The following is a 17594-nucleotide window of genomic DNA, read 5'->3' on the forward strand; positions in this document are numbered from 1 at the left end:
ACATTCGCGGAGCAAGGTACCCCGTCGGCGGGGGCGCGCCCCGGACAAGGTAGGTCAAACACAAAGCGGTGCTTCATGGTCCTAGCCTCCCCGCCGCGCAGCAGCCACCACCAGCCCCGCCGCCTCCGCCATGTCGTCCGCACTGATGATCCGAAGGCCCGACTGCCCGAGGATGGTCTTGCCCAGGCTCTCGTTGGTGCCCTTCATGCGCACCACCAGCGGCACCGCCAGCTGGACCTCGCGCGCCGCGGCCACCACGCCGCGCGCGATCACGTCGCATTTCATGATGCCGCCGAAGATGTTGACCAGGATCGCGCGCAGGTTCGGGTTGCGCAGCATCAGCTTGAAGGCTTCGGTCACCTTCTCCGCCGTCGCGCCGCCGCCCACGTCCAGGAAATTGGCCGGCGATCCGCCATAGAGCTTGATCGCGTCCATCGTGGCCATCGCCAGGCCCGCGCCGTTCACCAGGCAGCCGATGTCGCCTTCCAGCGCAATGTAGGAAAGATCGAACTTCGAGGCCTCGACCTCGGCCGGGTCCTCCTCGTCGAGATCGCGCATCGCGGCGATCTCGGGCTGGCGGAACAGCGCATTCGGATCGAAGTTGAACTTGGCATCCAGCGCCAGCACGCGGCCGTCGCGCGTGAGCGCCAGCGGATTGATCTCGGCCAGCGATGCGTCGCAGGCGTCGAAGGCCTGGTAGAGGTTCTGCACCAGCGTGCGCACCTGCGGCAGCAGCTTTCCCGAAAAGCCGATGTCGCGCGCCAGGCCGTCGGCCTCGGCCGCCTTCACGCCGGTGGACGGATCGACGAAGAGCTTGCGGATCTTTTCCGGCGTGCGCGACGCCACGTCCTCGATGTCCATGCCGCCTTCGCTCGAGGCCATCAGGGCCACGCGGCGCGATTCGCGGTCGACCGCCATGCCGAGGTAGAACTCCTTTTCGATCTCGACGCTCTCCTCCACCAGCAGCCGCTGCACCAGCCGGCCTTGCGGGCCCGTCTGGTGGGTTCGCAGCGTCATGCCGAGCAGCTCATCGGCATGGCGCCGCACTTCGGCCGCCGACCAGGCCAGCCGCACGCCGCCGCCCTTGCCGCGGCCGCCCGCATGGATCTGCGCCTTGACCACCCAGGCCCTGCCGCCGAGCCGCGCGGCGGCATCGGCCGCCTCGTCAGGCGAAAAGCACGCATATCCACGCGGCGTGGGGACGCCGTATTTGCGCAATACGTCCTTGCCCTGGTATTCGTGGATATTCATGGCGACTTTCAGGCGCCGAGTTCGGCGCCGCGGGTTTCGGCCCAGTTGAAATAGCGCCTTTTTTTCATGGCGCCGGCATCGAGCTCGCGCTTTTGATGCTCTTCCTTTTTCTGTTCGATCACCTCGGCCAGGAATTTGGCGTCGTAGGCACGCAGAAGATGCGGCTGGTGGGTGCGCAGGTAATGGCAGATCCGCTCGGCGCCGTCCTGGCTCTCGCGCAGCAGCTGGCAATAGACTTCGCGGTCCCAGTGCCAGCGGAATCCCAATTCGTAGAACGCCGCGTTGTAGGCGTTGCGCTCGGTTTCGCTGCTCCAGTATTGAATCGGCAAATCATCGATCATGAAATTTCTCCTAGAAATTGAATGCCGGGCGTCAAATGGTTTGCGGATCGGCATGATCAAAATGTAGATTCGATGATCGATAAATAATAGTTAAACTATTTTATTGAATGCATTCACGATAAGTTATACATAATTGGCCGTGAATTCCCGCCGCGGATGGCATTGCCACCCGCGTTTTCCTCAGCCTTCTAAAAACCGGCGCTCAGTTCAGATGACGCCGTCAGCGCGCAGCGCGGCCACGTCGCTGGCCGTGTAACCGAGCTGCATCAGCACCTCGTCGGTGTGCTCGCCGAGCAGCGGCGAGCGCGTGACCTCGGTCGGGCTGTCGGACATCTTGATGGGGTTGCCCACCGTCAGGTACTTGCCGCGCGTCGGATGGTCGACCTCGACGATGGTGCCGGTCTCGCGCAGCGACGGATCGGCGGCGATTTCCTTCATCGAAAGAATCGGCCCGCACGGAATGTCGTACTGGTTGAGGATGTCCATGGCCTCGAACTTGTCCTTGGTCATGGTCCATTGCTCGATGCGCGCGAAGATCGGCTTCAGGTGCAGCAGGCGTGCGGCCGGCGTGGCGTAGGCCTCGTCGGTGATCCAGCCTTCCTCGCCGATGACCTTGCACACCGCGGGCCACACCGCCCCTTGCGTGATGAAGTAGATGTAGGCGTTGGGGTCGGTCTCCCAGCCCTTGCACTTGAGGATCGAGCCCGGCTGTCCGCCGCCCGAGGCATTGCCCGCGCGCGGCACCGCGTCGCCGAACTTGCCGTCGGGGTACTGCGGGTACTCGTGCATGGTGCCGGTGCGCTCCAGCCGCTGCTGGTCGCGCATCTTCACGCGGCACAGGTTGAGCACCGCATCCTGCATGGGCGCGAGCACCTGCTGGCCGCGGCCCGTGCTGTTGCGCTGGTAGAGCGCCGCCACGATGCCCAGCGCCAGGTGCAGGCCGGTGCCGCTGTCGCCGATCTGCGCACCGGTGACGACCGGCGGGCCGTCCTCGAAGCCGGTGGTCGAGGCCGCGCCGCCGGCGCACTGGGCCACGTTCTCGTACACCTTGCAGTGCTCGTACTTGCCGGGGCCGAAGCCCTTGACCGACGCCACGATCATGCGCGGGTTGAGCTCCTGGATGTGGGCCCAGGTGATGCCCATGCGGTCGAGCGCGCCAGGCGCGAAGTTCTCCACCAGCACGTCGCAGGTCTTGATCAGCGAATCGAGCACCTTCTTGCCCTTGGGCTTCTTGGTGTCGAGCGTGATCGAGCGCTTGTTGTGGTTGAGCATCGTGAAGTAGAGGCTGTCCACGCCGGGAATGTCGCGCAGCTGGCCGCGCGTGGCGTCGCCTTCGCCGGCGCGCTCCACCTTGATCACGTCGGCGCCGAACCACGCCAGCAGCTGGGTGCAGGTGGGACCGGATTGCACATGGGTGAAATCGAGGATGCGAACGCCCTCAAGTGCCTTGCTGCTCATCAGCTGTCTCCTTTGATCGTGGCCTCTGCTTCTTGCAGACGAGCGCGCAATTTACGCTCTTCGGCGAAGCGGGTGGTTTCGTCGCGCACGATGGCGACGATGCCCGTGACTTCACGACTCTGCGAGAACAGCATCGACACCGTGAAGGCGATCGACAGCGTGTGCCCGTCCTTGTGCAGCGCCGGCACGCGCAGCAGGTCGGCACCGTACTTGGTGATGCCGGTTTCCATGGTCTTGTGGTAGCCGTCCCAGTGCCGCTGGCGCTGCCGCTGGGGAATGATCATGTCGAGCGACTGGCCCAGCGCCTCGGCTTCGGTGAAGCCGAAGATGCGCTCGGCGGCGCGGTTCCAGAGCGTGATCGCCCCTTGCGAATCGCACACCATGATCGCGTCGCCGGCGCCTTCGACGAGCTGCTTGAAATCAACGTTCGCTTGCATGTTTTCCTCTGGCGCTTCATGTCGATTTCCCGGCGCCGCGCCCGCGTCTTCGAACGGGCGGCGCCGGGGGAGCCGCTACACGGCTTTTGCTTCCTTGAGATTGTCGATCTGCTGCTTGGTGTAGCCCAGTTCCGCCAGCACCTCGTCGGTGTGCTCGCCCAGCAGCGGCGAGGCGGTGACCTCGGGCTTGAGGTCCGAGAACTTGATCGGGCTGCCGATGGTCCAGTAGCTGCCGCGCTCCTTGTGCGGCACTTCGACGATGGAGCCGCTCTTGCGCAGCGACTCGTCGTGCAGCAGTTCCTTCATCGACAGCACCGGGGCGCAGGGAATGTCGTGCTTGCGGAAGATGTCCACCGCTTCGAACTTGGTCTTGTCCTTGATGAAGTCCTCGATGGTGGCGAAGATCTGGTCGATGTGCGGCTGGCGGGCCTTGGGGGTCATGTAGTCGGGATCGGTCTTCCACTCGGGCTTGCCGAGCGCGTCGCAGATCGGGTCCCAGGCGTGGCCCTGCACCGTGAAGTAGATGTAGGCGTTGGGGTCGGTCTGCCAGCCCTTGCACTTCAGGATCCAGCCCGGCTGGCCGCCGCCGCCGGCGTTGCCGCCGCGCGGCACCACCTTGTCCTTGAAGGCGTCCATCTCGTGCGGGTACTGCGGGTATTCCTCCAGGTAGCCCACGCTGTCCAGGCGCTGCTGGTCGCGCATCTTCACGCGGCACAGGTTGAGCACGGCGTCCTGCATCGAGCAGGCCACCTTCTGGCCCTTGCCGGTCTGCTGGCGGCCGATGATGGCCGTCAGGATGCCGATGGCCAGGTGCATGCCGGTGTTGGAGTCGCCCAGCGCGGCGGCCGAGATCGTCGGCACCGAGTTCTCGCCCTTCCACCAGCCGGTGGTGGAGGCGGCGCCGCCGGCGCACTGCGCCACGTTCTCGTAGACCTTCAGGTCCTCGTAGTGGTGGCCGTCGCTGAAGCCCTTGACCGAGGCGACGATCATCTTGGGGTTCAGTTCCTGGATGCGCGCCCAGGTGAAGCCCATGCGGTCGAGCGCGCCGGGGCCGAAGTTCTCGACCAGCACGTCGGATTCGCGGATCAGCTTTTCCAGCACGGCCTTGCCCTCGGGCTTCTTCGTGTCCAGCGTGATCGAGCGCTTGTTGCTGTTGAGCATGGTGAAGTACAGCGCGTCGACGTTCGGGATGTCGCGCAGCTGGCTGCGGGTGACGTCGCCGGCGCCCGGGCGCTCGACCTTGATCACGTCGGCGCCGAACCAGGCCAGCATCTGGGTACAGGCCGGACCGGCTTGCACGTGCGTGAAGTCGATGATCTTGATGCCGTTGAGGGGTTTGTTGCTCATTTGAGGTTCTCCTTGAGGGTGCTGGGTTACTTCTTCTTCGCCGTGCTGGGGTTCAGACTGGTGATGCGGCCGCTTTCGGTGCCGGCGGTCTCGTCGATCACGGCATTGATCAGGGTCGGACGGCGCGAAGCCACGGCTTCGGCCAGCGCCTTCTGCAATTCGTCCGCGGTGGTGGCATTGATGCCCACGCCGCCAAAGGCTTCCATCAGCTTGTCGTAGCGCGCGTTCTTCACGAACACGGTGGGCGCCACGTCGGGCGTGCCGCTCGCGTTCACGTCGGTGCCGCGGTAGACGCCGTTGTTGTTGAACACGACGATGCAAATGGGCAGGTTGTAGCGGCAGATGGTCTCCACCTCCATGCCGCTGAAGCCGAAGGCGCTGTCGCCTTCGATGGCGATCACCGGCTTGTCGGTGACCACCGCGGCGGCCACGGCAAAGCCCATTCCGATGCCCATGATTCCCCAGGTGCCCACGTCCAGGCGTTTGCGCGGCTCGTACATGTCGACGATGCTGCGCGCGAAGTCCAGCGTGTTGGCGCCTTCGTTCACCACGATGGCATCGGGCCGCGCCTTCACCTGGTCGCGGATCACGCTGAGCGCGCTGTGGAAGTTCATCGGCGAAGGCCGTGCAGCCAGCGTGACGGCCATCTTCGAGAGGTTCTTGTCCTTGCGCTCGGCGATGGCGCCGGTCCATTCGGCCGGCGGCTTGGCCCACTTGGCATCCACGCCCGCGAGCAGCGCCGCCACGCAGGAGCCGATGTCGCCGATCACCGGCGCGGCAATGGCCACGTTGCTGTCGATCTCGGTCGGCGCAATGTCGATCTGGATGAACTGCTTGGCGCCCTTGTCCTGGCCCCAGGTCTTGCCCTTGCCGTGCGACAGCAGCCAGTTCAGGCGCGCGCCCACCAGCATCACGACGTCGGCTTCCTGCAGCACGTAGGAGCGCGCGGCCGCGGCCGACTGCGCATGCGTGTCGGGCAAAAGGCCCTTGGCCATCGACATCGGCAGGTAGGGAATGCCGGTCTTCTCGACCAGCGCGCGGATGTCGGCATCGGCCTGCGCGTAGGCCGCGCCCTTGCCCAGCAGGATCAGCGGCTTCTTGGCGCCCTTGAGCAGGTCGAGCGCACGCTGGACCGCGTCGGGTGCCGGAATCTGGCGCGGCGCGGGATCGACCACCTTGATCAGCGAGCGGCGGCCGGCTTCGGCCTCCATGGTCTGCGCGAACAGCTTGGCCGGCAGGTCCAGGTACACGCCGCCCGGGCGGCCCGACAGCGCCGCGCGAATGGCGCGTGCGATGCCCACGCCGATATCCTGCGCATGCAGCACGCGGAAGGCCGCCTTGCACAGCGGCTTGGCGATCGCGAGCTGGTCCATCTCCTCATAGTCGCCCTGCTGCAGGTCGACGATCTCGCGCTCGCTCGAACCGCTGATGAGAATCATCGGGAAGCAGTTGGTGGTGGCATTGGCCAGCGCCGTGAGGCCGTTCAGGAAGCCGGGGGCCGACACCGTCAGGCAGATGCCGGGCTTCTGCGTGAGGAAGCCGGCCGCTGCGGCGGCGTTGCCCGCATGCTGCTCGTGGCGGAACGAGATGACCCGCAGGCCCTCGGCCTGCGCCATGCGCGTGAGATCGGTGATGGGAATGCCCGGCAGGCCGAAGATGGTGTCGATGTCGTTCAGCTTGAGCGCATCGATGACCAGGTGGAAGCCGTCGATGGTCGTTTCGTGCGCCGCCGATGCCTCGTCGGCAGGGTGCTTGAGGGCCACCACGACCGCATCGCCGTCGTTGGCCCTGTTCTTGGGCTTGAGGGCGTCGTCCAGGGTGGTGGATGCCTCTTTGTCCGTTCTTACTGAAGACATGTCTCTCCTTCTTGCTTGGTTGAATGGCCGAGGCCCGAGCCGGGACTATGATTCGGGGGCATGCTTTCGGGCGTTGACCTCGGTCAACTTTCCGGAAAACGGCACCGGCCAGATGAACCAGAAGTTGTTGTTGCGCATTCGAGCAAGACGGGACCCATGACGCTGTTGGAAAACCACCCGGAGAAGAACATCATTCGTGCGCAGCTCCGGCAGAACATCCTTCTCAAGGACCTGAGCGAGAGCGAGCGCGCCGAGCTGGAAACCCATCTCGTCATCGTGGACGGCAACAAGGGCGATTTCCTGCTGCACCAGGGCGTGCGCGAGATGGAGCAGTACTTCATCCTCGATGGCATCCTCAAGCGGGTGGTGAGCAACCCCGAGGGCAAGGAAATGATCCTGCGCTTTGCCGATGCGCACGACATGGAAACCAGCTACGCGGCGCTGCGGCTGGGCACGCCCACGCCCTACGGCATCGTCTGCGTCACCAAGGCCCGGGTGGCCAGCCTGCCGCTGAAGGAGTGGATCGCGTTCCTGGACCGCCACCCCGAGACCAAGGAACTGTTCGAATACTGCGTGATGCGCGGCATGAGCGAGATCATGGCGCACACCATCACGCTGCATCTGCTCGACGCCCCCGGCCGCGTGCACCGCTTCATGCGCAAGCACCCCGAGCTGGAAGACCGCATTCCCAGCAAGGAGCTGGCGTCGTATCTCAATCTCTCCGCAGAAACCCTGAGCCGGCTCCGAAAGCGCGGAAAAATTTAGCTCGCGCGCCCTTTTTCAGGTCTGCTTGGCCGACGCGAAGCGGCGCGGAACGGTCATCAGGCGCAGCGCGTTGTCGACGCCGCTCACGCCGTCGACCCTGGACGCCACATCCTCCGTGAGCAAGCGCTCCTGCGCATCGAGCACGATGCCGCTCAGCTTCACCCTTCCCTGGTCGGCCTCGACGGTCACGCGGATGTCGGCGGTCGCCTCCTCGTCCTTGAGGGCCGACTTCACCCGCGCCGCGAGCACCATGTTGGCCAGCAATGCGCGCGAGGCCAGTGTCTCGGCGAACTCCGGGCGCTCCACCAGCGCGCGGATCTGCGCCACGCAGCTGTCCACCGAAAGGCGGTCCGTGTTGAGCACCAGGTCGTAGAGCACCGGGTCGCCCCAGGTCACGCCGAACTGCGCGTGCATGCGCGCCGCGTGCGCGTCGTCGCTGCGCCGGATCTCGGCTTCGGCAAACTCGGCGTCGTCGGTTTCGAGATGCGCCATCAGCCATTCGACCCGCTTCTTCATCGAGCGCGTGATGCGCACGCACACCACGTGCGGCACCGGCCGCAGCAGGCAGGTGGCGCCCCAGCCGCGCAGCACCACGTTGCCGCGGTCGGCCAGCGCGAAGAGCTCCTCGGCCGTGTAGAGCGCAAGGCTGCGCCGGTCGGCCGTGAGCCGCTCGACAAAGCCGGCCTTGCCGTCGCGCAGGCGGCCGATGAAGCTGGTCGGCACCTGCATGCGGTCGGCCACGCGCTCGATCGTCTCGTGGCGCATGACCTCGAGGCCGAGCGTCTCGGCAAGCCGAAGCGACACGTCCTTGGCAAGGGAACCCATCTCCTGGGTGAGTGCGATCACTGGCATGTCGTTGTTCTCCGTTCAGTCCACCGGGCGCTCGACGGCGAACTCGTCGGGCTTCTTGGGCTTGACGAAAGCCAGCACCTTGGAAATGAGCGGCCAGAACAGCAGCACGAGCGCCAGGGTGGTGATGCCGCCGACCAGCGGGTTCGAGAACATGATCGTCACGTCGCCCTGCGAGACCAGCATGGCCTGGCGGAACGAGTCTTCCGCCTTGTCGCCGAGCACCAGCGCCAGCACCAGCGGCGCCAGCGGGAAGTCGAGCTTCTTGAACAGGTAGCCCACCACGCCGAAGCCGAGCATGAACCAGATGTCGAGCATCGCGTTGTGCACCGTGTAGGCGCCGATGGCGCAGATCACGATGATCACCGGCGCAATGATCGAGAACGGAATGCGCAGAATAGAGGCGAACAGCGGCACCGTGCTCAGCACCACGATCAGGCCCACGATGTTGCCCAGGTACATGCTGGCGATCAGGCCCCAGACGAAGTCCTTCTGCTCGACGAACAGCAGCGGCCCGGGCTGCAGGCCCCAGATCAGCAGGCCGCCCAGCAGCACCGCGGCGGTGGGCGAACCCGGAATGCCCAGCGCCAGCATCGGCAGCAGCGCGCTGGTGCCCGCGGCGTGCGCGGCGGTCTCCGGGGCCACCACGCCTTCCATCTGGCCGGTGCCGAACTTGGAGCCGCGCTTGGACATCTTCTTGGCCAGGCCGTAGGCCATGAACGAAGCCGGTGTCGCACCGCCGGGCGTGATGCCCATCCAGATGCCGATCAGCGAGCTGCGCAGCGAAGTCACCCAGTACTGCGGCAGCTGCTTCCAGGTCTGCAGCACCACCTTGGGATCGATCTTCGCGCTCTTGCCCGAGAACTTCAGGCCCTCTTCCATCGACAGCAGGATCTCGCCGATGCCGAACAGACCGATCACCGCAATCAGGAAGTCGAAGCCGCGCATCAGCTCGGGCTGGCCGAAGGTGAGCCGCAGCTGGCCCGTGACCGTGTCCATGCCCACGCTGGCCAGCGCGAAGCCGAGCGCCATCGACGCCAGGATCTTGAACGGCGAGCCCTTGCCCATGCCCACGAAGCTGCAGAAGGTCAGCAGGTACACCGCAAAGAATTCGGGCGAGCCGAACTTGAGCGCGAACTTGGCCACCAGCGGCGCCAGGAAGGTGATCATGACCACCGCCAGCAGCGCACCCACGAACGACGAGGTGAAGGCGGTGGTCAGCGCGGCGCCCGCATTGCCCTGCTGCGCCATCGGATAGCCGTCGAAGGTGGTGGCCACCGACCACGGCTCGCCCGGGATGTTGAACAGGATGGAGGTGATGGCCCCGCCGAACAGCGCACCCCAGTAGATGCACGACAGCATGATGATTGCCGAGGTCGGCGACATCGTGAACGTGAGGGGCAGCAGGATCGCCACCCCGTTGGCGCCGCCCAGGCCCGGGAGCACGCCGATCAGCACGCCCAGGATGATGCCGACGAACATCAGGCCGATGTTCATCGGCGTGAGGATTACCGAGAAGCCCTGCATCAGGGCACTGATTTCATCCATTTCGCATTTGCTCCGTGAGATTCAGTAGCCGAGAAACCGGAGAGGATCGAGTGCGCCCTTGAACAGCGGCACCTTGAACCACACCTCGAACATGCAGAAGAACACCGTATTGACGACCAGCGCCGCAATGGCGCTCTTCACCCACGAGTACTTGCCCAGGAACACCATGAACAGCGCGATGTAGATCGCCGACGCCACGTAGATGCCGAGCAGCGAGATCGCCCCCACGTACACCGTGGCCGGCAGCAGCACCGACAGCACGCGCTTGAGCTGCACCGAATCGACGAAGACCTCGGTCTTCCTGTTCTTGCCCAGCAATGCCTGGTACAGGATGCCGGCGCCGGAGATCGTGATGATCACGCCGATGTAGAAGGGGAAGTACCCCGCGCCCGGACCGTCGCTGGTCCAGCCCGAGCCCAGCCTCTGGCTCTCGTAGATCACCACCAGGCCGATGGCCACCAGGACCAGTGCGACCACGGCCTCGACCACGTGGGTCGCTACGCCGGTGCGCACCGGCCCGTCTGCTGAATTCTCGTCGTGCTCCATGGAGTCCCCATCGTTCATGTGTATGCCGTGAAACCCGAAGTGCAGCGCTCCGCCCGCCGCCCTGCCGGCGGCCGTCTCATCAGGGCAAGGAGCGCCGCGCGACGCTCGGTGATTGCTACTTGCTGCTGGCCAGGAAGCCGGCTTCCGTCATCAGCGTGCGGTGCGTTGCTTCCGCTTCCGTGAGCCATTTGGTGAACGCGTCGCCGGTCATGAAGGTCGGGTTGAAGGCACCCTTCTCCATGTACTCCTTCCAGTCCGGCGTGGCGGCGATCTTGGTCAGCAGGTCCACATAGAAGGCGAGCTGCTCGGGCGTCACGCCGGCGGGCATGAAGATGCCGCGCAGCATCGTGTACTTGGTGGGAACGCCCGCTTCCTTGCAGGTGGGGACATCGTTCCACGACTGCGTCTCCGTCACCTTGGCCTTGAACGGCATGCGCTGGTCGTCGAACACGCACAGCGCGCGCAGCTTGCCCGCACGCCACTGGGCCACCGCCTCGATCGGGTTGTTGACCGTCGATTGCACGTGCCCGCCCACCAGCTGCACCGCCACCTCGCCGCCGCCCTTGAACGGCACGTAGATGAACTTGGTGCCGGTGGCCTTCTCCAGCGCCACCGTGATGATCTGGTCTTCCTGCTTGGAGCCGGTGCCGGCCATCTTGAACTTGCTCGGGCCCGCCGCCTTGGCCGCCGCAATGAACTCGGAAGCGTTCTTGTACGGCTGCTCGGCGTTGGTCCACAGCACGAACTGGTCGAGCGCCATCATCGCGACGGGCGTCATGTCCTTCCAGTTGAAGGGCACGCCGGTGGCCATGGGCGTGGTGAACAGGTTGGACAGCGAGATGATGATCTTGTGCGGATCGCCCTTGGCTTCCTTCACCGCAAGAAAGCCCTCGGCCCCCGCGCCGCCCGACTTGTTGACGACGATCAGCGGCTCCTTCATCAGCTTGTACTTGATGACGATGCCCTGCAGCAGCCGGCCCATCTGGTCGGCGCCGCCGCCGGTGCCCGCCGGGATCACGAACTCCACCGGCTTGGTGGGCTCCCATGCGGAAGCTGGCGTGGCAACCGCCAGCGCCAGCATGGCCGCAGTGAAGACTGAGGCCCGGCAAGCGCGGGTGCGCGAAAAGAAGTTCTTCATCATGTTGTCTCCTGTTCTCCGGTGTAAGTGCGCTCTTTTTTTTATGGGATCTGAGCCGATGCGAACAGGGGCGATGGTGCGCGCAGGAATAACTCGGCCTGCTTGACCATGGTCAACTTTTCAAAGATTTTGTCTTGGGGTTAGCCCGCGCCAAACGGCGGGCAAGCAGGTCCTGGCGCTCGGGCCATCGAGGGGAACGGCACGCACGCCGAACGCATGCGGCAGCACCGATGGCGGGTGCTTTTTCCTCGGATCCGGGGGGATCCCGGGGGGATTCGGGTAAACCCTAAAATGGCGATCATTTCCCGACCAACGAATCCCAGGAGTTCCCGTATGTCTACCCTTGACCGATCGTCCGGCACGAGCGCATCTGGTGGCTTGGCTGGCGCGCTCAAGGCGCTCGCCGAAGAGGCCAGCGTGCTCGTTCAGGCCTTGCTCAGCCCGGGCAAGGTGATCGAGGAAGTCGAGCAGATGCGCGCGCTGCAGGTGCGCGCCAACCGCATCGAGGCCTCCGACCCGCTGCGCGCCGACGTGCTGCGCTGGCACGCCTCGCGCATCGGCCTGCGCTGAACCGGCCTCTGCGCGGCGGCACGGCGCCAAACTGGTAAAGTCCGGGCCGCCCTCCGTCTTCGTAGTTCAATGGATAGAACGGGGTCCTCCTAAGACTCAGATACAGGTTCGATTCCTGTCGAAGGCACCAAAGACCCGAATCACGGCGTCTCACCCCACATCAGAAACCCGCACGCTCCCTAGGCGTAGCGGGTTTTTCTTTGCCTCGCGACGACACGCGGCGTAGCATCCCTTCCCACAGAAATACCGTCATTTTTGCCGGTACCTCGGAAATCCCCGTGACGAGATACCGTTAAGGAGTGGAGATGGCACTGACAGACACGTTTGTTAGGCAGGTGAAGCCCACCGGGAAGGCCAACGGCGACAAATATGCCGACGGCGCCGGCATGTACCTGCTGGTGAAGACTGCCGGGAAATACTGGCGAATGGATTACACCTTCGCCGGCAAGCGGAAAACGCTGGCGCTGGGAACCTACCCCGAGGTCTCGCTGGCCAAAGCCCGGGATCGCCGCGCCGCCGCCCGCGAGCTGCTGGCAGACGGGACCGACCCGAGCGCGGCCAAGCGCGAAGAAAAGAGAGCCCGAGCCGACGCGGCGGCGAATACGTTCGAGGCGGTTGCGCGCGAGTGGCTGGGAAAGACTGCCGCCAAACGAGCGAGCGGAACGCAGCGCAAGGTCAAGACGTGGCTCGAGAAGGACGTGTTCCCCTTCATCGGCAAGATGCCCATGTCCTCCATCGGTCCGCGCGACATTCTGGAGCGGGTTGTCCGCAAGCTGGAAGCACGCGGCGCCATCGATACCGCCCATCGCGTCAAGCAGCTTTGCGGGCAGGTGTTTCGCTTCGCAGTGGTGTCAGGGCTGGCAGAGCGGGACGTCACCGCCGATCTGAGCGAAGCTCTGGCCTCGAAAGCGACCAGGCACTTCGCTGCCATTACCGAGCCCAAGCGAGTCGGAGACCTGATGCGCTCGATCCATGCCTACAGCGGGCACCCCACGACCGTGGCCGCGCTGAAGCTTTCCCCTCTGCTGTTTGTCCGCCCTGGCGAGTTGCGCACCGCGGAATGGGCCGAGATCGACCTGGACGCGGCCGAGTGGCGCATCGCCGGCCCGAAGATGAAAATGAAGGTCGATCACGTCGTGCCGCTGGCAAGCCAGGCGGTAGAGATCCTGCGGAACCTCCACCCGATCACGGGACATGGACGGTTTGTGTTTCCCAGCATACGGACGGGCGAACGCCCCATGAGCGAGAACACGATCAATGCCGCCCTGCGCGGGATGGGCTACAGCGCCGAAGTCCACACGGCCCACGGCTTCAGGGCAACCGCGCGGACGATCATGGACGAGGTGCTTGGCGAGCGTGTGGACTTCATCGAGCACCAGCTCTCCCACATGGTCCGGGATACCAACGGTCGTGCGTACAACCGCACCGCGCATCTCCCCGCGCGCCGGGAAATGATGCAGCGCTGGGCGGACTACCTGGACAAGCTGCGCATCGGTGCCGACGTGATTCCCTTGAAGCCGCACCAGATGACATAGCGCCAAGTCCGCGCGCTCCTTCCAAGCCAGCTGGATGAGTGCCTCGACATCGCGCGCGCAGGTGCGCCGCAATCTGGGGCAGACCGCTTCGGACGCCTGCCGCGAACTACTGTGCTGCTCGCAGTGCGCCGCGCGCCCGTTCCGACGCCGCGCGTTGACTACAGTCGGCTCAGCCAGGACCAGACACTCGAAGTCATCTTCCAATGTCAGCGTCGGGACAAAGTGGCAAACGCATTACAAATGTGCTACGCTTACGGCCATGAAATCGTGCACCTTACCTGCCGTTCGCGTTGAGCCGGAACTGCGTGCCGAGCTCGAAGCGGTCCTCGGTGAAGAGGAAACCATCAGCACCTTTGTGGCCGATGCCGTGCGCCGAGCAGTTGACTTCCGTCGCGTCCAGACGGACTTCCATGCGCGCGGCGAGGCCGCTTGGCAGGACTACCTGCGAACCGGTGTTTCACGCCCCGTGGACGAAGTGTTTGACCGCGTCCAGGCCCGCATTGATGCACGACGTCGCGAATTGCAAGGCCCCGGCACGTGACTGCGTTGTTCGGGGTTGAGATGACCCCGCAAGCCGAGGATGACCTTGAGCGGTTGTTTGAGTTCCTCGTCGCACGGTCAGAGACCTTGGAGGAACTGGACCATGCTCAGCATGTACTGCGCCAGCTTCGCACCAGTATCAAGAAGCGGCTGGCCGAGAATCCTTGGGCGTATCGGAAAGCGGGGGACGGCAGGCGTACAACGCGCCGAGAGTTGATCGTGGGCCTTGGTTCCACAGGCTATGTGGCCCTCTACGAAATCCTTCCGGGGCGGGAAGTCAGGGTGTTGGCGATTCGTCATCAGCGCGAAGAGGACTACCACTGAGCCCAATGCGGCCGTAAGTCGCTGTGGTGTGGCGCGACGATCTGGCTGAGAGGCGCGCGACAGTCTCCGCAGTTTGAATGACTTCTTCAGAGATGCTGCTATGTCTCTTGTGGGCCCGAAGCGGCTGTTCATACACGTCCGCATCGAGCCGCCGGAAATCCCAAACTTACAGCTTCAAAACGAACGCGAGACCGTCCCAGGGATACCAGACAAGGTAGCCTGTCGCGACAGCGGCCGCCGCAGCGGAGATTAGACGTCGAGTCGTTGCCCAGTCGATCAGGGACCACGCGAGGCCAGGAAATACAACACACAGCGACCATATCGCCGCCAATTTGATCCTGCGGAGGTCGTCTGGCTCAAGGTGGCCGGCAAGGGGATGGGGAATGATCCAAAGGCAGAGCGGCACGAGCCATGGAGCGACGCACAGCAGGATGTGAACTGGGAACCCTCGCTGACTGGACATGTGATTTTCAGTTTCCACTTCTGGCCGAATTCTGCCTTCGCCTACACATGTCCCAAGTCATCGAGCCGGCGAAGCTCCTCGGCCCCCTCCTCGGACGCCTGGAAGATGTTTCGCAGAATCTGCGGAGTGATTGGCCGACCAGCCTCACTGACAAGAGGCTGATGTCCCGCACACTCCAGAGCCGAAAGCAGCGCAAGCGCTTTTGCACAGACGTCTTCTGTTCGATTGAAGAAAAGCTCCTGGTCGAACACGGGCTTCCCGGCGAGAAGGCGGTCTCGCACATCGAGAACTCCGAGGTTTGTAATGCGCCGAACTTCGCTCACCAACGACACGGGCGGGTCGCATGGCTCTGTAGAAATGATCACGCGGCTCATCTTCGTTGGGAAGCGAAAGGGATGACTGATCCTGGCCGAATTTTGCTGGCCGCTGCGAACAGCTGGTCGTGGCCGGCTGCGGTCCATGCCAAGCCGCCTTCGAAGCTCCCGAGAAGTTTGACACCTCCCACACGTCCGGAGGCGCTTTAGCACTTCATTGCGCTCCCCACGCCGCCTGCTGAAGCACAACGCGGTGGCCATCGGGGTCTGCAAACGTGCGACCGCGGCGTTGCCAATACGGATTGAAGGAGGAGACCTCGGTGAATCCAGCGGTGAGCATGGCTTCGGATGAGCGCTGCCATTCCGTAGGCTCCGGAATATAGAAGACGGCGAGGTCCTCCACTGTGGGAGCCGGGATTACCGGGTAGTCACGGCAGTGTGTGAACGCGAAGTGGTACGGCAAGCCAGGAAACCCGAGGATTGCCGCATCGAACCCTTGGTGGTCTACGAACCGGTCGAGTTCACGCAGACCGAGGCCGTCGCAATACATGGCGGACGAGCGCTTCACGGAACTGACTGGGCGAACAATTCGAAGCTGAATAGTCATGCGCAAAAATCTTCCATGTCTAACGACGTTGTTGCGGTGCCACGAACATGCGCTCCTCGCCGACTCAGGTCGCGAGCAGATGTCGAAGCACCGCTCTTTGCACCGGTAAGAGGAGCTTCTTCTGCTCGTAGCCCGCAAAGCGCGAATAGCAACGGGGATCCACCGAAAGTTCACCACCGACAGCGAACGGTGGAGTTGGCAACAGCACCGGCTGGCCCATCCGAGCCAAATCTTCGATCGACAGCGGACTGCTCAACTGCTCCGTGCCCCGAGGCCAGCCATCGGTGATTACCACGTCTACTGTTTCGTGGGCCGACGATGAAAAGGATACGTTTGGTACGGTCTCGTGGAAACTCTCATGGCATACATGCACAAGCGAAAAGTCCATCACACCGGCCAGCTCGTGCCAAGAACGAAATACGTTTGTCGGCGGCCCCCAAAGGCAGATGCGCACCTTTCGGATCGAACCGATGGTTGTCTCGATGAAATAGGCGTCGGTAAGAACCTCGCATGGATGGCCGGCGTTCGACATCGCATTGACAACTGGCCTCCGGGATGAAGCAGCGAACTCCGTGAGGCGTTCATGGTTCGATTCTCGGATGACGTAGATGTCATAGAAGGGGTCGAGGTAGCCTGCAAGATCGCAAACTCGTTCACCTGTTTTCAAAAGATTCGGCAACTCGATGACGCATAGGTTCAGCTCGTGGAATGCCTTCAGAAACGTCGTGCGCGTGCGAATGCCATTTCCTTCGAACGACCAGGCTACGGTGCCTTGAAGATGCACGGCAGGTGATGCAACTAGGCGCCAGATCGCGCGAACATCCACGGGGGAAAGTGCTGACAAGCTGACTAGGTTCATGGCTTGGGATGCGTCAGAGACTCAACATTGGAGGCCGCGTTTGAACGTCTGGTTCTGGCCGACTGCAGCCGGTTGGGCGGAGGCTTCTTCGGCCGCGCTCCACGCCCGCCGAGCCCGGCGTTTCGCGATCACTGGGTAGACACCGATGAGAGCGCCACGCAGAACTCGTCGAACGATTCTGCTACATGTTCATATGACGGCTCGTCCTCCACGGACTGCTCGTTGCTCCAGAGGACGACATGCGAATCGCTTGAGGCGCAGTCGAAGCAAAGCGCATCGTTGTTTGCCAGCACTGCAAACGGCAGAAGAGCCCCGAGACGACTTTCCAGGGCGGACCAGAAGACATTGGCGTTTAAGAAACCGAGCTGATGGTCTTTTAGGTCATGCCCGGCCGTGTAGTGGAGGAAGCGATCTATCGGCGGAGCCAGCTGACCATCGCGCGTGCGAAAGTATCTCGTTGAGGGCCTGCCACCGTTGAATTCCTCGACGACGTGCACGTAGCTCGGGTCGAACTCGAACGAAGGGAAATCGGCGCGGACCATGTCCTTCATTTCGTCGAGCTCGCGCTTCGAGAAGGGGCCGACCAGAGATGCATCGAAGAATTGAAGTGGCATCGGTACCTTTGGGAAGAGGTGCGAATGACTGCTAACCGGCGAATTGTGGCGTATCGCCGAGCGACCGGTCCTGGCCGAGGCTGTGTGAAAACTCAATCCGGTCGCCATCACTCCGAAAGTCGACCTCTCAGATGGGCCCAGGCTGCGTTTTTTGGATGTGCCAAGGGGTCAAGGACCCCTGAAAAGATGACTCTGCGGAGTTTTCACACAGCCTCGGCCGGTTGCTGGCTCT

19 protein-coding genes and 1 tRNA gene are annotated in these 17594 nt (G+C 63.6%); 6 read left to right on the plus strand and 14 right to left on the minus strand.

From position 1 onward, the window contains the following. Positions 1-81: 81 nt before the first annotated feature. The 6 genes from sucC to oxc all read right to left on the minus strand — a co-directional run bounded on the left by sucC (position 82) and on the right by oxc (position 6690). Positions 82-1251 carry an ADP-forming succinate--CoA ligase subunit beta gene (sucC, locus tag AC1DMS_RS21060; RefSeq protein ID WP_478181734.1) on the minus strand — a complete coding sequence of 390 codons (1170 nt, stop codon included), beginning with the start codon at positions 1249-1251 and terminating at the stop codon, positions 82-84. A gap of 8 nt (positions 1252-1259) precedes the next feature. Further along, positions 1260-1646, minus strand: coding sequence for an HAD family hydrolase (locus tag AC1DMS_RS21065; RefSeq protein ID WP_478181735.1), 387 nt, complete (start codon positions 1644-1646; stop codon positions 1260-1262). 153 nt (positions 1647-1799) lie between these two features. Further along, positions 1800-3050, minus strand: a complete 1251-nt coding sequence (gene frc / locus AC1DMS_RS21070; RefSeq protein WP_015867254.1) for a formyl-CoA transferase — start codon at positions 3048-3050, stop codon at positions 1800-1802. After that, positions 3050-3487 carry a PAS domain-containing protein gene (locus tag AC1DMS_RS21075; RefSeq protein ID WP_478181736.1) on the minus strand — a complete coding sequence of 146 codons (438 nt, stop codon included), beginning with the start codon at positions 3485-3487 and terminating at the stop codon, positions 3050-3052. The genes frc (AC1DMS_RS21070) and AC1DMS_RS21075 overlap by 1 nt, the downstream gene beginning before the upstream one ends. 75 nt (positions 3488-3562) lie before the next feature. Continuing rightward, positions 3563-4834, minus strand: a complete 1272-nt coding sequence (gene frc / locus AC1DMS_RS21080) for a formyl-CoA transferase (RefSeq protein WP_478181737.1) — start codon at positions 4832-4834, stop codon at positions 3563-3565. 26 nt (positions 4835-4860) lie between these two features. Beyond that, positions 4861-6690, minus strand: a complete 1830-nt coding sequence (gene oxc, locus AC1DMS_RS21085) for an oxalyl-CoA decarboxylase (RefSeq protein WP_478181738.1) — start codon at positions 6688-6690, stop codon at positions 4861-4863. A gap of 156 nt (positions 6691-6846) precedes the next feature. On the opposite strand from oxc, the gene AC1DMS_RS21090 reads away from it, so the two are divergent. Continuing rightward, complete coding sequence (locus tag AC1DMS_RS21090) at positions 6847-7455, plus strand: Crp/Fnr family transcriptional regulator (protein ID WP_015867259.1); 609 nt, start codon at positions 6847-6849, stop codon at positions 7453-7455. A gap of 15 nt (positions 7456-7470) precedes the next feature. Here the strand turns inward: AC1DMS_RS21090 and AC1DMS_RS21095 are convergent, their stop codons facing one another. The 4 genes from AC1DMS_RS21095 to AC1DMS_RS21110 all read right to left on the minus strand — a co-directional run bounded on the left by AC1DMS_RS21095 (position 7471) and on the right by AC1DMS_RS21110 (position 11539). Then, entirely contained in the window at positions 7471-8307 is an 837-nt protein-coding gene (locus tag AC1DMS_RS21095) for a cytidylate kinase family protein (protein WP_478181739.1), read from the minus strand. 15 nt (positions 8308-8322) lie between these two features. Further along, the gene (locus AC1DMS_RS21100; protein ID WP_436300822.1) at positions 8323-9852 is read right to left on the minus strand and encodes a tripartite tricarboxylate transporter permease; all 1530 of its coding nucleotides are present in this window, start codon (positions 9850-9852) and stop codon (positions 8323-8325) included. Between the two features lie 21 nt (positions 9853-9873). Then, positions 9874-10398 carry a tripartite tricarboxylate transporter TctB family protein gene (locus tag AC1DMS_RS21105; protein WP_027729803.1) on the minus strand — a complete coding sequence of 175 codons (525 nt, stop codon included), beginning with the start codon at positions 10396-10398 and terminating at the stop codon, positions 9874-9876. Positions 10399-10513: 115 nt separating this feature from the next. Beyond that, positions 10514-11539 carry a Bug family tripartite tricarboxylate transporter substrate binding protein gene (locus AC1DMS_RS21110; RefSeq protein ID WP_478181740.1) on the minus strand — a complete coding sequence of 342 codons (1026 nt, stop codon included), beginning with the start codon at positions 11537-11539 and terminating at the stop codon, positions 10514-10516. A gap of 330 nt (positions 11540-11869) precedes the next feature. On the opposite strand from AC1DMS_RS21110, the gene AC1DMS_RS21115 reads away from it, so the two are divergent. From AC1DMS_RS21115 to AC1DMS_RS21135, 5 genes are all read left to right on the plus strand, one after another. Beyond that, positions 11870-12106, plus strand: a complete 237-nt coding sequence (locus AC1DMS_RS21115) for a hypothetical protein (protein ID WP_018906867.1) — start codon at positions 11870-11872, stop codon at positions 12104-12106. A 55-nt stretch (positions 12107-12161) separates the two neighbouring features. After that, positions 12162-12236 (plus strand) — tRNA-Arg (locus AC1DMS_RS21120). Between the two features lie 175 nt (positions 12237-12411). Further along, positions 12412-13641 (plus strand): tyrosine-type recombinase/integrase, encoded by a 1230-nt coding sequence (locus tag AC1DMS_RS21125; protein WP_478181741.1) that lies wholly within the window; start codon positions 12412-12414, stop codon positions 13639-13641. 259 nt (positions 13642-13900) lie between these two features. Beyond that, positions 13901-14182, plus strand: coding sequence for a YlcI/YnfO family protein (locus AC1DMS_RS21130; RefSeq protein ID WP_436044666.1), 282 nt, complete (start codon positions 13901-13903; stop codon positions 14180-14182). Beyond that, on the plus strand, positions 14179-14505 hold the full coding sequence (locus AC1DMS_RS21135; protein WP_436287980.1) for a type II toxin-antitoxin system RelE/ParE family toxin: 327 nt from the start codon (positions 14179-14181) through the stop codon (positions 14503-14505). The genes AC1DMS_RS21130 and AC1DMS_RS21135 overlap by 4 nt, the downstream gene beginning before the upstream one ends. A 504-nt stretch (positions 14506-15009) precedes the next feature. Here AC1DMS_RS21135 and AC1DMS_RS21140 read toward each other — a convergent pair. The 4 genes from AC1DMS_RS21140 to AC1DMS_RS21155 form a co-directional block, all read right to left on the minus strand. Then, positions 15010-15429 (minus strand): hypothetical protein, encoded by a 420-nt coding sequence (locus tag AC1DMS_RS21140; protein ID WP_478181742.1) that lies wholly within the window; start codon positions 15427-15429, stop codon positions 15010-15012. A 67-nt stretch (positions 15430-15496) separates the two neighbouring features. After that, entirely contained in the window at positions 15497-15889 is a 393-nt protein-coding gene (locus tag AC1DMS_RS21145; protein WP_319428592.1) for a VOC family protein, read from the minus strand. A 64-nt stretch (positions 15890-15953) separates the two neighbouring features. Continuing rightward, the gene (locus AC1DMS_RS21150) at positions 15954-16748 is read right to left on the minus strand and encodes an ornithine carbamoyltransferase (RefSeq protein ID WP_319428590.1); all 795 of its coding nucleotides are present in this window, start codon (positions 16746-16748) and stop codon (positions 15954-15956) included. Positions 16749-16876: 128 nt separating this feature from the next. Further along, entirely contained in the window at positions 16877-17362 is a 486-nt protein-coding gene (locus tag AC1DMS_RS21155; protein WP_478181743.1) for an SMI1/KNR4 family protein, read from the minus strand. Between the last annotated feature and the right edge of the window lie 232 nt (positions 17363-17594).

This window comes from Variovorax sp. 05T418 (assembly GCF_056396385.1).

Bases quoted from the DNA above. Each gene is read 5' to 3' on its own strand.
- sucC (WP_478181734.1), bottom strand. From the start codon at position 1,251: ATGAATATCCACGAATACCAGGGCAAGGACGTATTGCGCAAATACGGC.
- AC1DMS_RS21065 (WP_478181735.1), bottom strand. From the start codon at position 1,646: ATGCCGATCCGCAAACCATTTGACGCCCGGCATTCAATTTCTAGGAGA.
- frc (WP_015867254.1), bottom strand. From the start codon at position 3,050: ATGAGCAGCAAGGCACTTGAGGGCGTTCGCATCCTCGATTTCACCCAT.
- AC1DMS_RS21075 (WP_478181736.1), bottom strand. From the start codon at position 3,487: ATGCAAGCGAACGTTGATTTCAAGCAGCTCGTCGAAGGCGCCGGCGAC.
- frc (WP_478181737.1), bottom strand. From the start codon at position 4,834: ATGAGCAACAAACCCCTCAACGGCATCAAGATCATCGACTTCACGCAC.
- oxc (WP_478181738.1), bottom strand. From the start codon at position 6,690: ATGTCTTCAGTAAGAACGGACAAAGAGGCATCCACCACCCTGGACGAC.
- AC1DMS_RS21090 (WP_015867259.1), top strand. From the start codon at position 6,847: ATGACGCTGTTGGAAAACCACCCGGAGAAGAACATCATTCGTGCGCAG.
- AC1DMS_RS21095 (WP_478181739.1), bottom strand. From the start codon at position 8,307: ATGCCAGTGATCGCACTCACCCAGGAGATGGGTTCCCTTGCCAAGGAC.
- AC1DMS_RS21100 (WP_436300822.1), bottom strand. From the start codon at position 9,852: ATGGATGAAATCAGTGCCCTGATGCAGGGCTTCTCGGTAATCCTCACG.
- AC1DMS_RS21105 (WP_027729803.1), bottom strand. From the start codon at position 10,398: ATGGAGCACGACGAGAATTCAGCAGACGGGCCGGTGCGCACCGGCGTA.
- AC1DMS_RS21110 (WP_478181740.1), bottom strand. From the start codon at position 11,539: ATGATGAAGAACTTCTTTTCGCGCACCCGCGCTTGCCGGGCCTCAGTC.
- AC1DMS_RS21115 (WP_018906867.1), top strand. From the start codon at position 11,870: ATGTCTACCCTTGACCGATCGTCCGGCACGAGCGCATCTGGTGGCTTG.
- AC1DMS_RS21125 (WP_478181741.1), top strand. From the start codon at position 12,412: ATGGCACTGACAGACACGTTTGTTAGGCAGGTGAAGCCCACCGGGAAG.
- AC1DMS_RS21130 (WP_436044666.1), top strand. From the start codon at position 13,901: ATGAAATCGTGCACCTTACCTGCCGTTCGCGTTGAGCCGGAACTGCGT.
- AC1DMS_RS21140 (WP_478181742.1), bottom strand. From the start codon at position 15,429: ATGGACCGCAGCCGGCCACGACCAGCTGTTCGCAGCGGCCAGCAAAAT.
- AC1DMS_RS21145 (WP_319428592.1), bottom strand. From the start codon at position 15,889: ATGACTATTCAGCTTCGAATTGTTCGCCCAGTCAGTTCCGTGAAGCGC.
- AC1DMS_RS21150 (WP_319428590.1), bottom strand. From the start codon at position 16,748: ATGAACCTAGTCAGCTTGTCAGCACTTTCCCCCGTGGATGTTCGCGCG.
- AC1DMS_RS21155 (WP_478181743.1), bottom strand. From the start codon at position 17,362: ATGCCACTTCAATTCTTCGATGCATCTCTGGTCGGCCCCTTCTCGAAG.